We start from the raw sequence: 13,461 nt of genomic DNA, 5'->3' as shown, positions 1-13,461 counted from the left end.
CCGACAGGTGCCATATATGCCTTCACTTTTCGAGTCAGGTCGGCTTGAGAAACTTCCACTTTTTCCTCTAGCGCATACTCGGGGATCTCGATGATTCCGTTCTGAACGCATTCCTGTATGAAGTTCAGCTGCCCCACTGCCCGAACCGTGGCACGAGCTACGAGAATGGTTCCTCACCAGTACCTCTCCGAGATGCCGAATCGTCCAGAGCGGGCAAGACGATCTGAGTCCTCATGAACCAGATCAATGTAGACCCACGCCCACGCTAGCTCCCGCCAGGAGTGCTCGTGGAGCACTTGATCGTCAGGGTCGACCATGCGAACTATCGGATCGTTCACGTCGCGGTGCCGCTCAAGAAGGGACCGCCAGGACTTCTTGAAGTCTTTACAAATGCGCTTCGCCTGGTCCTTATCGAAATCGGCATCACTCTGGTGGAGAAGGTAGCCAAGCGAGTCGATGCCGTTTCGGAAGCTCACAACTTCCCCCTCCAGCAGTATCGGACGTACTCGTGCTCCCAGAGATTCGAGGCTCTCCTGAGGAGGTATTGGGTGGATCATCGTAGCTTCTTCGCCGACTACCTGAAACTTCAGCGTTCCATTCGCATAGGACCTTATGGCATCCTTGTCCTGCGCCAAAGAATGGGCTGCCACTCTGCGAAGCCTGACGACGAATCGAGCCAGTTGCTCTTGCTTTTGACCAAGTAGATCGACACTCGACTCGCCCACCGTTTACCCATCTTTTTCAACGAAACCCCACGGAAATTAACAGAATCATTCTATCCCTAAGAGACCTCCGCTTCCCCGAATTCTCAGGGCAGACGGCACCCCACGGAAACTCACGGAATCAATGACTTCAAATCGATCAAGTGTGAGTTCGAGTTCCATTCTTGAGCGCCGGGATAGCTTCTCACCCTCAATATTGTTTTGGGAATGATCAATCGTCTGCGAGCTCTTGCGCACACACAACGCAGATCCGAACCACGACAACAGGCGCGAGCATTCAGTATGTTTTGCCCTTCGCAACAGTACTTCTATTCGCTATCATCCGAAGATGGGTAGAGGACGAGTCGACTTCGGCCGCGGCATTGCACGGTTGACTTCGTATGCCCGATATCACGGGCATGCAAACCCCAAAGCCGACGAGGTATGGCTCGAATGGAGCGTCGGACTTTGGGTCTCGAATCTGCGAGTCAAGTTCCGTGCTGGCAGGCTCACAGAAGACCAAATTGCGGTAGCCGAAGATATCGGTGTGAGGTTTAGACCGCCATATCGTAACCCGAAGCCGACACCGAAGCCTCGATCTAGAGCTGAACGAAAAGAGAGCGACTATCTCAAACGCCTCGGCTGGCTCGAAGACTACTTTCACCAGCATGGCAATGTAAATGTTCCGCAGCTCCAAGGCACCGAAAGTTGGCCTGGTGCTGGGCGCTGGATCGCACGCCTTCGCGGTTTGAAACGACAGAAGGAACTGTCTGACGCAGTCGTGCTCGAAGCTGAAAGTATGAACATCTGTTGGAACCCGGGACAGGGTAAGCGAAGCTGGTGACCACACTTCGTACTGTAACTATTCGATGATCAGCTCTATCGCTGGCTCCAAATTCGTATCTGACATGCGGTACCTTCAGGACCCCATGTACAAGAGAAGGTCACGACTTTCGAGACCATATCCTGAAAGGAACCCGACGCCGTTCCCGCCGCGCCACAGCAACTGGCTGGAAGTAACCTGCACCTGGTCGAAGGTCTACAGGCTCGTGCGCCTTATGGTCACGATATTCGAGACTGCCGCTACTATGCTGCATCAGCATCTATTGCTGGCAATACCACCATTGGAGTTACGAGCAACATTTTTGGTGCCCCTGCATCCGAGTGACTCACCATACGAACTCAATGAGATCTCGCCTAAGCAGTTTAGATATGGCTGACGACGACAATCCCAGCGCGGCAGCCACGTCAACCGCGGATCGTGTTCTGAGCTTCTACTTAGCAGCCGCGGCACATACGTCAGCGATCCGAATCTGCGTAAGCCGCATTTCATCAAAGAGTTTGGCGCAATGGCGTGCGACGCCTTCTGACCCTCCCCACTGATCCGACCTCCCAGGCTCCGCGCTCTCTACCACCGCCAAACATTTGTCAACCGCCACAGGTTCCTGGTTTCCTGTCATGCGAACGTGTTGACACCCGGTAAACACTTTCGTCCAGACCACACACCTCCAATAAAGGCATTACCCCTATTAGGGGTATTAAGCATCTTTGGCTTGGCCTAAGACCATTTTCTGTTCGTTCATCCCCCTCCCTTGACATTTCGCAGCGAAGCATTGAATACTTGACAGCGCGAAGGCCTCTTGGAGGATTCGGTTCCCCCGGCGATCCGGGCGGACCGATCCCACGGGGCCTTCGTCGTATTCACCTCCACTCAGAGTTTTGAACACTCAAAGCCCAAAAGACCGACATCCTCAAATCCTGTCAAGGGTTTTAAACCACGAATTTTAAATCCCCAAGACGTCAATGAATAAACGGAGAAACCCCGGTTGTCTTTCGTCCCTGCTATCGTGCATAAAACCATACTTTAAGATAATCCGCCCTTACTGTTGCTACAAGAACTAGCACCGAAACAGAAAGGGTCACCAATAATGTGTCGCGGTGAAGATACACACGATCATCAGATTAGGTGCCGCTGCTGCGATCCAGCCCACCGGCGACAACAGCGGCACTCGCGACAGATGCTAGATCGCGGGCTGCCGGAGGACGTTGCAATCGACGAGGTTTGGGCCAGCGGCACCATCAGCCATCGCGAAGCTAGTGCAAGGAGCCGACCGGAGGCGACATACGACCCTGCTCCGGCTGTCCGCGCTGAGCGAGCGAGACATGGACACCTCAGCACGGACGAACAGAATTCACTCGCAGCAGATCTGTCCCCGAAGGTCCGGCTGGCTCTCGCTCAAAACCCGAGGATCACGCACTGGGCACGTGAAGCACTAGCAGGAGACGAGAATCCGCGTGTGCGCGGTGCAGCTCGCGCCCGTCAGCGATTCGGCCATGTCCCAAAGGCCGCCATCCGAGCCAGTGCCATCAAGAGGGGACTCAATCTACTCGAAGTTGGTTCGGACGCCATCCTCGACGGTTCAGAAGCTATGGCAGAGCGAGTCGAGGCGGGGCTGGCCGCTGTGCCAGACGTCCTGGACGAGGCAGTCGGCTTAGAACCACTCAGAACAACTGCAAGGTCATGAGATTCGGGAACAAACATCGCACGGACGAACTGAAGGTGAAGCGTCGAGTGCATACTCGGAGGTCCACGATAGTCGAGGACATCCGCAACCTACCGGTCGAACAGTTCGTTTCCGGCATCACCCAGGTGGCGGAGACGGCACGGGATGCAGACATGGAACTCACGCTCGCACTTACCTACGCGCACCGAGTCATGTACCCACCGCTATCACTGCGATTCCTCTCCGGTGCTTGCGGCCTCTCCCCCTCCACGATCCGTGCACGTGTCAATGCCCCTGAAGCACTATCTCGACTACGCCAACATCTCGGAAATCTTTGACACAAAGTCTGAAAGGAATAGCCATGTACTACATGCACAGCAGACAAATAGTCGCCCCGATCGGAGCATGGCCCGCCGAGTCCCAGGAAGACCGCCTCGACCGACTCCACACAGTTGACCACTTCCTCGGTCTCTCCGCGAAGTTCCACCTTGACGGCTCGTATGCTCTCATTGCACATGGCGGCGAGCCAGAGCCGGGAACGATTCCCCTCACTGAGCCGGGACTCAAGACGCTATCCGGCGAAGGACTCAAGCAGGCGCACGAGGCTCTCGCTCCGCGCGCCAGGGCCTACGGTGACGCAGAAGACGGCCAATCACGATCTCGGGTCTACGGCCTCAGCCACGAAGATCTGTACGGCATGATCGAAACCCTTGACACAATCGAGGATTCAACCAGGAGCGTCTTATATGCCGAGCATGGTGACTTCTGCTCGTCGGCTCCGTCAGGCATGACTGAGCGAAAGGTCATCGCATGGGTCTTCGCTAATGTGCTGTCGGCGGTCGAGTACGCGGACCGGGACGAAGTAGCGAGGTTCATGCTCGACTGCTACCCGGACATCGAGGCTGCACGAGGCATGGAAGCTGCGAGCAACTAAAACAGTCGGCATCGATCCCGACAATTGGTACTCCTCTGTTTGGGCTCCGGACCGATGTGAATCTTTCAGATGGTTTAATGCAGCACTGAAAAATCAGAGGTCGACATGATCAACTGCTGGCTTCTCTCCGTCAGAAGCTCACTTCGTAACATCGGCGCATGGCCGTCAGGAGCACTAGCGGCTGTCATCCAATTCCGGTCCCACCTATGACAACTGACCTCCGACTAGAAGTGAGGCGCATACGGGGCGTCCGTTAGACGTCCCTACCTCGAAAAACCGAACGTGGAAAGAAGCAACTGATGACACAAGTGACGAAATTGAAGATAACCTTTTGGAATGTCAAAGAAATCGGTGGTGTAGATCGGCGCAACCGGATCCGCCCCCGGTATGTTCTCGATGAAGTGCTGTCGGGCGATTGGGATGTCATTGGGCTTATCTCTGTTCATCGTGCAGCCCTTAGTCTCATCGAGAAGGAAGCAAACGGACATGGCTTCGACCTTGCGGTATCCACCGTCGATATTTCGCCAGATAGGACTAATGCGAGAACCCGCCATACAGTGATGCTGGTGCGTAAAGGATTGCGGGTACTGAAGCATAGTTCCACCCTCCGGTTCGCAGACGTGCGGAAACGTCAGAATGGTGTTGCGGAGATCCGCGATGGGCTCGCTCTCAGTGCAGCCGGAGTGATTCTTGACGTCGATCCAGAACCTCTCGCAATTGTCGCCATCTACACGCCCCAACACGAGCGCATCGACTACCAATCCCCGGGTGCCATGAGTCAGAAGCCGTCGGGCCGTAGCGGAAAGCGACGCATCTACACCCCTCAGCAATCGTCGAAACTTAAGCGAGAGACGGCATCCGATCTGGCTGTGTGGTGGACGAACGAATTCGCAGGCGAGGGCGCCTATTTGCTCGTCGGTGGCGACTGGAACTTGATGTCCGACCCTTCACGTGTCAATCAGGATCGTCGTCCAGATATCGCCAGAGCAGGATGTGATGAATCTGGACGCGGATGGGTCCAATTACTTCAATCTGGGCGCGACCCCGTCCATCCGACCTTTCCATACACGCGCGACAGAGATCGATCTGGTCGATACATCGACCAGGTGTTCTACCGTCACGCCCAAGGTGTATCAGCTGCTTTGACAGCGGTACCTCCTCCAAAAATCAATCACATGGGAGTTGACCTCGGATATGCATCCGACCATGCTCGGCTTTGCGTGACTGTGGGCAACTCGTCCCTGTTTTCCGAATGAGTTATCAAAGAGCCAGCAGGAACGGCTCCAGCACTGCCTCGGTGTGCGTAAGACGTCCGGTGACCGCACGCTCGCAGGCAAGCAGCGAATCACGTGAAAACAGTGTTCGTATGACCCGCCCGTCAAAAAGCCCGGTCAGGGAACCGTAACTGAGACATGAAGAGGCTCAATCCATGTTGATCGGATATGCCAGATGTTCGACCCACCATCAGGACGCAGACTTAACCGCCCAACGCTCCGCTCTGTCACGAATGGGCGTCGACGATAATCGAATTTACATAGACGTCGGACTGTCTGGAACCAACCGCGACCGGCCCGGCCTGCGAGAAGCGCTTGCAGCGCTCCGCGCGCACGACACGCTTGTGGTTACCAAGCTGGATCGTCTTGCACGATCTGTCCGAGACGCAAGTGACATCGCCGAAGAAATTGAGGCGACAGGTGCCGCACTGTCTCTAGGCGGCTCTATCCATGACCCAGCTGATCCAATGGGCCGAATGTTTTTCTCGATCATGGCTGTATTCGCTGAGTTCGAATCCGATCTCATCCGAGCTAGAACACGTGAGGGAATGGCAGTCGCCAGAACTCGCGGCCGCCTTCGCGGCAAGCAACCGAAACTGTCCCGCGCACAAGAACGCCACCTAGTTCAATTGGTCGAATCCGGCGAGCACACCACTTCTGAGGTCGCAGGACTAATGGGAGTCAGCCGCGCAACGGTTTACAGGGCCATGGAGCGCGCCAAGTCGAATGGAGCGACAGAGTGATCGATACTGAATTCGAAGATCTGGTAGCCGCACGGGCCCATGCGCTCAACGTACTGGTGACGTTCGCGAGAAACATAAGCAACGCTGATGATTTTGGTGACATGCTGGGGGCACTTCGTTTAACCGAGCTAGCCGCTCAACAGGCTCGAAGCGCCATCATCCGCGAAGCGCGCGCTGCCGGCGATTCATGGGAGAACATCGCCGATGCCCTAGGCACCTCTACCCAGGCGGCCCGCTCTGGCTTCGAACTCCCGAATCATCAGCAACCCCAGTAGCCATCCTTCAGTATCAGGGTTCCCCCTGTCGGACAGACGGACGGGGCAGGCCCTGTAACCACCACCGAACTCGGCCCGGCGATCGACGGATCTCAGCCGACAACAGGCGCAAAAGAGCCAGTCGCAGGGTTGGCTTAATCATCGCAAGGCTCGGTATCGCTTCTCGTGGATCCGATAAGCGCGGGGATCTACTTTCAACTCATCGCCATCCTTCCAAGCGCGAAAAACCACGAAGGCCGACTTGATTCAGAAGAATCTACATGGAACGCGCTACCTGCTATACAATGTGGCTATCAGCGGGATGCTTCCACAGGCTCTTGGTGGATCAGGCGCTTCACGAATGTAAAGCGTAGCCCAGCTTCTTCCCGCACAAGTCTAGGAGGCGCTCGATGGAACAGCTAATAGATCTTGTCCGGCATAACGCCGACCTCACAATGAGAGCAGCGGTCCAGAAGCTTGAAGACGGAGGACAGACCCCGGAGAAAGCTTCGGAAGCTCTCATAGAAGCCTTGAGCGACGGTAGCTTGGCTGTCGATAACAACAACTACCGCCTTACGCTCCAGGGCGTGTGAATCCGGACGATAGGCGACACACTTCTATCAAAGGTGATAACAGATCACCGTATCAACGTGACCGCGATCGGATTATCTATTCCAGTCTCTATCGTCGCCTAGCTGGTGTAACTCAGGTCGTTTCAGCTTTGGAAGGTCATGTCTTCCATAATCGGCTCACGCATACCCTCAAAGTCGCACAAATCGCTCGTCGACTATCGGAGCATCTCAAGGACCAGCATCAAGTTGGAAATCAAGTGCTCGACCCAGACGTTGCCGAAGCCGCGGCGCACGCCCACGATCTTGGCCACCCACCGTTTGGACATATCGGCGAGATCAAGCTGCAAAGCCTAATGCGCAAGTACTGCGGACACGATCACTTCGAAGGGAACGCGCAATCGTTCCGCGCAGTCACTAAGCTCGCAAGAAACAGCACCGGATACAAGGGACTGGACCTTACTCGAAGGACGCTAGATGCGATTCTGAAGTATCCATGGCAAATTGACGGTGAAGCTAGGAATAAGTGGGGCGCCTACGCTGCGGACTCCGTCGATTTCCAGTTCGCACGTGCTGCGCACGATGATTCCGAGCAGAGCTTGGAAGCTGAAATCATGGACTGGGCAGACGACATTACCTACGCCGTCCACGACACAGAGGACCTAATTCGCGCAGGCCTAGTTTCTCCAAACCACCTGAGAACAGATACAAGCTATCGCCAAGAATTCGCGAGCTGGGTGCACCAGCGTTGGCTGAAACGACGTCAGTCGACGGCGGATCCTGTCGCTAGCGAGGCCGACATTTCGAACGCACTGGATCAAATTACAGCGTTGCTTCCGTTTTCCCGTTCGTATACCGACTCCACCGACGACGAGGGACGTCTAAGGAAGTACTCTTCGCACCTCATTTCCACGTACCTACGACACAATAGTCAGCTCGAACAAAATGACAATGGGGTTTGGCGGTTACACGTCGACTCTCAAGCCCGGTTAGAAGTTGACATACTCAAAGAGCTCACGTGGCGGTACCTCATAGAAGGTCCATCACTAGCTGCTCAACAGCACGGCCAAATAACTGTCATAGAGAATGTCTTCACCATTATGTTCGACGCGGCCGATGAAAATCTTCAAACCAACTCAAACATACTGCCCATCCGGGCCGCTGAATCGCTAGAGTCTGCAAAGCAGCTGGGCGAAGATTCTCCAAGCATGCGTGCAAGAATCGTCGCTGATGCGATTTGCGCAATGACCGAGGACGAGATCCTGCGTTTTAATGCAAGGCTGACAGGGTCGTCTCTCGGTTCTGTGCTCGACGCTATCGTATAGATTCCGAATGTCGATTCCGTAGAGCCACGCGGCAACCGCCGAGTCTATTTGCGTTCCGCCAGGCGGAGAAATTCAGTAACCGACAGTGGAAGTTCCTACGCACTTGTCGGTACCGGCACGTTGGTAGCCCAGTATCGGCCCGGCCGATAAAACCATTGACAAGTCACGATCTACTCGCATGGTCCTTATAGCCAAATGTCACTGAGTTTCCAACGTCGGAAGGCCATCGATAATACGAACAGTCTCGATACTGACGGCCACTATCTTTCCAACTAGGTCAATGATGTAGCGAGGATAATTGTGTTCGCGTGACCAATCATTGGGATCATTGACGATGCCGGATGCTTTGTCCGTCTTGACCTGGTAACGCTCGAGAATCCAATCGATGCCCGACCTAGAACCCAGCATGTACTGCTGTGCTTCCTCAGGAATCCCCTCGATGGTGATGTAAGGGTTGTATTTGAGCACCGTTTTATCCCATGCCCCCGACTTGCCCCCGTACTTCATCTTAGTAACGGCAAATCTTTCGAACTCATTTTCTGGAGCCACGGTAGCGAACGTCTCTGTCAGAGGATAAGGATCGATGTCTTCGTACCCTATGTGTAGCGCGGAGAGCTGACGCCCCGCTCTCACGAATGCATCGAAGCTCTCACGACCCTTGACTTGAGGAATGCGAGGCAGGGTTTTCTTCAGCTCGGCTTCATATGTGGATCGATAGTCCGTCGAATGCAGAAGTCCATAGACGTAGAAGAAGATGTCGTCCTTAGAAACGTCTTCACCATATGCATTTCTGTATTCGCTCAACGCCCAATCCGTTATATTGTCCCGTTGCGTGGGAGTTTCCAAAAGAGCGTCTTCGGCTGGGGACGAATAAGAATACCGGGCAAAAAACTGGCCTTGACCGGAACCCCAGAAAGAAAGATCAGGAATGAGATCAGTGGCCAGGAGCGAGAACAGTTTGTCATTGCCGGGGCCCACCACGTAGAAGCCAGTATTGGTGGAGTCTGGCACCGGAAATAGCTCGTTCAACCTGTAGCGACGCTCATTAAGGTCGGAAGAGAAGTAGAGGTGCGCCTTCTGATACGGGCGATACATCGCTTCCCGCATCGACGAATCAGTCTTGCAGAATTTTCGTCCCGCAGCTAGGCGAGTCCTCAAGGTCGATGACCAACTGATTCTTGATGGATCATAGTCAACGAAATTTTCCACTGGTTCAGGCCGACTAGATGCTTCCCAACGATCGACCTCACTGTTGTAGAAATCAATCATCGCCTCGACGTTTTTGGCGACCTTCTTCTGCGATAAGTTATACACCCATGCGTCCCGGTTGGACTTGAGGCCACCTGAGACTAAGGAGAAAATAGTTCTCCCTGTATTATCCTTTTTGTCAGCGATGAGCGGGTAGTTTTCGTAGTTGGGATCGCGCTGGTTGATCCAGTCGCCATACTGGTTTGGTTCGATCATGTCCCAGTCGAGGGAGGCTAGTGAGTTCCCTTCCAGAGTGGCGAGTTTCGTAGCCCTATCGAGGTAGTCGCCAATGTCCTTATAGTGCAGCACACATTCGCTCACTCGTCCTGGGCGCTTTACCAAAACCATCACCGCAACCGTAGCCCGTGATCCAGGCCCGAATACCTGTCCACCCTCGCGACGAGCATGCTCACCCGAAGTGCGAGTATTTCCACGCAAATTGTAGATATAGACGTCATGAAACTCGCGTGTGAGGGTCTGCCTCAGACCGTCAGCGGTATTGCCATCGATATAGCCGCCGTTCGAGACATAGCAGACGACGCCACCCTTGGCCGAGTCAAGAACTCGGTTGGACGCCCACCGAATTGCGCGGACGTATGAGTCATACAAGGAGTTCTTGTTCGTCGCAGATGACCGTGCCGCGTATGTTGACCGGATTGACTCGTCTAGGGTCGGATACTTCTGGTTAGCATTGTTGTCGTTGCCACTGGTTTGTCCCACAGAGTAGGGAGGGTTGCCGAGGATTACTCGGATGTCGAGGCCGTTCTGGGCGATGACACGGTCGTTGTTACTGGTAAATATTGCCTCGTCGAGCGAGTCCCCGTCTTCCGTCATCTGGAACGTATCGGTCAGCACGATTCCTTCGAACGGTCTGTACCCAACTTGGTCTGGGTCTGTTCCGCTTTCGGTAGCCGTTTCTCGTTGGAGGCCATGGAAAGTGGCTTCGATATTGATCGCCGCGATGTAGTAGGCCATGAGCAAGATTTCGTTGGCATGTAACTCTTCGGCGTACTTGCGTGCAAGGTCAGCCGGTTCGATCAATCCTGATTGGAGGAGTCGCGTGATAAACGTGCCTGTCCCCGTGAACGGATCGAGCACGTGGACGCCCTCGCCCGAAATCGTGGTCCCAAAGTGCTCCTTCAGTACGTCATTGACTGACCGGAGGATGAAGTCCACGACCTCGACAGGGGTGTAGACAATGCCGAGTGACTCAGCGGTCTTGGGGAAAGCGAGCTTGAAGAAGCGTTCATACAGTTCGGTAATGATCTGCTGCTTACCCTGCGCGGATTCGATCCCTTCAGCGCGGATCCGAACGGACCGGTAGAACTCGTCGAGCTTCCCAGTTTCCGTATCCAGGTTGTACTCTCCCAGCACCGCGAGCATGGAGTCCATGACCTTCGAAACTGGGTTATGGGCAGTGAAGTCATAATCATCGAACAACGCATCGAAAACCGGCTTGGTAATCATGTGCTGGACAAGCATGTCAACGGCATCGGTATTGGTAATCCCGTCGTTGAGGTTCGCTCGAAGTGCTGAGGCAAATTCGGAGAACCGCTCCTCAACAATCAGGTTCTCTGGGTCGTTGATGATAGCGAGCAGACGAGCCGTTTGCCGGTCAGCAATCTCTTTGACATCGTCTGCCCAGTTTTCCCAATATTTGCGATCACCGACCTTCTTGACCATGCGAGCAAAAATCGCGTTCTCCCACGCAGCGGCGTTAGCCATCGAAAACAGAGCCTCAGCACTGTCCTGTCCCGACGACCTGTCAGAATCAGTGTCCTCGTCACCAGTTCCGATGCCGATAACATCAACCGTCTTGTTTGCACCTTTATCCATGACGATCTTGTTGATCATCGCTTCGAAACGGTCATCATGAGCACGCAGTGCCTGCAGCACATCCCACACGACTTTGTACTTCTTGTTGTCATTCAACGCCGTCTCAGGGTCCTGATCCGCCGGCACCGCGATGGGCAGCACGATGTACCCATACTCTTTACCCGGTGCCTTACGCATGACCCGTCCAACAGCCTGAACAACGTCCACTTGAGAGTTGCGCGGGTTCAGGAATAGAACCCCGTCAAGGCTGGGGACGTCGACTCCTTCGGTCAGACACTTTGCGTTCGTAAGAATCCGGCACGTATTTGAGCCAGCTTCATCCTGGAGCCAATCCAAACGCTTGGAACGTTCGAGGACGTTGAAAGTACCGTCAACGTGTTCGGCTTCCATACGTAGCTTCGACTGGTCATCAGTACGGTTGACAAGGAGTTCCCGTCCGATTTTCTCGAACTGGTCCGCCAGAGCCTTTGATTCCTTAATATTCCGAGCGAATGCCACGGCCCGGTTCATTGGAGAATCATCATTGATCGCTAGTCGTTGCCCATGGACGCCGCGTTTAGAGAGCCCGTTCCAGCACCCGACGATCCTAGCCACATCGTCGAGGTTGAGGTCGCCGTCTTCGGAAAGCAACCGCTGGAACGACGTCGCAACCGAGGCTTCGTCAACGGCCAAAATCAGGACTTTGTAGTCGGACAGATGTCCGAGCTCGACCGCGCGACCGAATCCGAGGTGATGGAGCTCAGGCCCATATGTGGATTCGTCGTCCATCGAATACACCGCCACACCATCCTGGGCAGCCTTCGCCTTCGAGTCCTCCACGTAGATCCGTGGAGTTGCAGTCATGTAAAGGCGCTTCTTCGCGCGAATGAATACGTCATTGTGTACACGCACAAAAGCGGAGTCGTCGGCTCCTGGCTGCGAGATGCCGGTGGTGCGGTGGGCTTCGTCGCAGATGATCAGGTCGAAGTCGGGCAATCCCTTTTCAAAGGCTCCCATTCCGGGGAGCCCGGCCTCGCCTCTCTGGGTACCCTGCTGCTGAGCCTGGTGAATGACGTCAATTGACTGGTAGGTGGAGAACACCACGCTGATTGACTCGTCGCCGGTCGAGATATTGAAACGTGCCGCCAACTTATTGGGGTCGGTCGTAGCGGGGAATCCAAGATCGTGGACTGACACATCTTCAGACTGCTTCCGACCCACAGAAGTATCGGAACACACTGCGAAAGGACGCAGATTCACATTCGCCTGCGCGGTCCACTCATTCAACGTTTGCTGCAACAACGCGATGGACGGTACGAGAAAGAGAACACTGCCACCTGCTGGGACATACCGCTCAACCAATGACAAAGCGGTGAAAGTTTTCCCTGTACCGCATGCCATGATCAGTTTTCCGCGATCATGCGTGGTGAACCCGTTGATGACGTCGTCAATGGCTTCGCGCTGATACTTCCGCGGTTGTTTGCCCGGCTTGGCTGTCAGTTCGTGGGGACGGTCGAGGTCGAAAACGGACCAGTCGATGGTGGATTCAGCGAAGTCGCGTAACCGGATTCGCTGGACTTCTTTCGTCTGCCCGGCCAGGGCCGCTTCCGCGTGTGTTGACCACTGATCGGTCGAAGACACGATCATGCCCCGAGCGAATGGTTCCTTGCCGAGTTCGGTGAAGAACGAATCAATGTGGTGTTTCTCAAGCTTTCGTTCAGGGTCGTAGAATTTCGCCTGGATCGCAACGAGTTCACCTGTGTAGCGGTCTTCGGCCACGAGGTCGATACCAGTGTCGACCCGCCCTGCACGGCCTGGCCAGTGCTGCCATCGCCAGACCTTTGAAAACTGGTCGGCATACTTCGGTTCCGTTTGGAGGTAAGACTCGAGGAGTTCTTCGAACTTTGATCCCTTGTCGTGCTCGCTCGTTGCGGAGAAGTAGAGGCGATCAAACACCTCGTCAAAAGCCATAGCCGTCATATGCACGATTATGCCTGCTTTGATAGGCCTTTTCGTCAGTGAAAACCACGATCTCATAACAAGTCGCCGCCCACGACGCGAAAACGCGTCAGGCTCGATAGACACCGTCGCATG

General features: G+C 54.7%; 9 protein-coding genes. 7 read left to right on the top strand and 2 right to left on the bottom strand.

Annotated elements, in window-relative coordinates:
• Positions 1 to 173: 173 nt before the first annotated feature.
• Positions 174 to 650, bottom strand: coding sequence for a hypothetical protein (locus tag PGC08_RS05770; protein ID WP_271709728.1), 477 nt, complete (start codon positions 648 to 650; stop codon positions 174 to 176).
• A 400-nt stretch (positions 651 to 1,050) separates the two neighbouring features.
• On the opposite strand from PGC08_RS05770, the gene PGC08_RS19540 reads away from it, so the two are divergent.
• The 7 genes from PGC08_RS19540 to PGC08_RS05740 all read left to right on the top strand — a co-directional run bounded on the left by PGC08_RS19540 (position 1,051) and on the right by PGC08_RS05740 (position 8,304).
• Positions 1,051 to 1,545 (top strand): helicase associated domain-containing protein, encoded by a 495-nt coding sequence (locus PGC08_RS19540; RefSeq protein ID WP_442868169.1) that lies wholly within the window; start codon positions 1,051 to 1,053, stop codon positions 1,543 to 1,545.
• Positions 1,546 to 3,566: 2,021 nt separating this feature from the next.
• A complete protein-coding gene (locus PGC08_RS05765; protein ID WP_271709727.1) occupies positions 3,567 to 4,139 on the top strand; it encodes a hypothetical protein in 573 nt (190 codons plus the stop codon).
• Between the two features lie 299 nt (positions 4,140 to 4,438).
• Positions 4,439 to 5,395, top strand: a complete 957-nt coding sequence (locus PGC08_RS05760; RefSeq protein ID WP_271709726.1) for an endonuclease/exonuclease/phosphatase family protein — start codon at positions 4,439 to 4,441, stop codon at positions 5,393 to 5,395.
• Positions 5,396 to 5,568: 173 nt separating this feature from the next.
• The gene (locus PGC08_RS05755; protein WP_271709725.1) at positions 5,569 to 6,156 is read left to right on the top strand and encodes a recombinase family protein; all 588 of its coding nucleotides are present in this window, start codon (positions 5,569 to 5,571) and stop codon (positions 6,154 to 6,156) included.
• Positions 6,153 to 6,431 (top strand): hypothetical protein, encoded by a 279-nt coding sequence (locus PGC08_RS05750; RefSeq protein WP_271709724.1) that lies wholly within the window; start codon positions 6,153 to 6,155, stop codon positions 6,429 to 6,431. The genes PGC08_RS05755 and PGC08_RS05750 overlap by 4 nt, the downstream gene beginning before the upstream one ends.
• Positions 6,432 to 6,820: 389 nt before the next feature.
• A complete protein-coding gene (locus PGC08_RS05745) occupies positions 6,821 to 7,003 on the top strand; it encodes a hypothetical protein (protein ID WP_271709723.1) in 183 nt (60 codons plus the stop codon).
• Positions 7,000 to 8,304 (top strand): deoxyguanosinetriphosphate triphosphohydrolase family protein, encoded by a 1,305-nt coding sequence (locus tag PGC08_RS05740; RefSeq protein WP_271709722.1) that lies wholly within the window; start codon positions 7,000 to 7,002, stop codon positions 8,302 to 8,304. The genes PGC08_RS05745 and PGC08_RS05740 overlap by 4 nt, the downstream gene beginning before the upstream one ends.
• Before the next feature lie 198 nt (positions 8,305 to 8,502).
• Here the strand turns inward: PGC08_RS05740 and PGC08_RS05735 are convergent, their stop codons facing one another.
• Positions 8,503 to 13,347: a DEAD/DEAH box helicase gene (locus PGC08_RS05735; protein WP_271709721.1), complete on the bottom strand. Its 4,845-nt coding sequence runs from the start codon at positions 13,345 to 13,347 to the stop codon at positions 8,503 to 8,505.
• Between the last annotated feature and the right edge of the window lie 114 nt (positions 13,348 to 13,461).

Source organism: Brevibacterium sp. BDJS002 (assembly GCF_028201555.1).
GTDB lineage: Bacteria > Actinomycetota > Actinomycetes > Actinomycetales > Brevibacteriaceae > Brevibacterium > Brevibacterium aurantiacum.
Note: the sequence above shows the minus strand (reverse complement) of the source record. Positions and strands in the feature narration are given on the sequence as shown.

Bases quoted from the DNA above. Each gene is read 5' to 3' on its own strand.
- PGC08_RS19540 (WP_442868169.1), top strand. From the start codon at position 1,051: ATGGGTAGAGGACGAGTCGACTTCGGCCGCGGCATTGCACGGTTGACT.
- PGC08_RS05765 (WP_271709727.1), top strand. From the start codon at position 3,567: ATGTACTACATGCACAGCAGACAAATAGTCGCCCCGATCGGAGCATGG.
- PGC08_RS05760 (WP_271709726.1), top strand. From the start codon at position 4,439: ATGACACAAGTGACGAAATTGAAGATAACCTTTTGGAATGTCAAAGAA.
- PGC08_RS05755 (WP_271709725.1), top strand. From the start codon at position 5,569: ATGTTGATCGGATATGCCAGATGTTCGACCCACCATCAGGACGCAGAC.
- PGC08_RS05745 (WP_271709723.1), top strand. From the start codon at position 6,821: ATGGAACAGCTAATAGATCTTGTCCGGCATAACGCCGACCTCACAATG.
- PGC08_RS05735 (WP_271709721.1), bottom strand. From the start codon at position 13,347: ATGACGGCTATGGCTTTTGACGAGGTGTTTGATCGCCTCTACTTCTCC.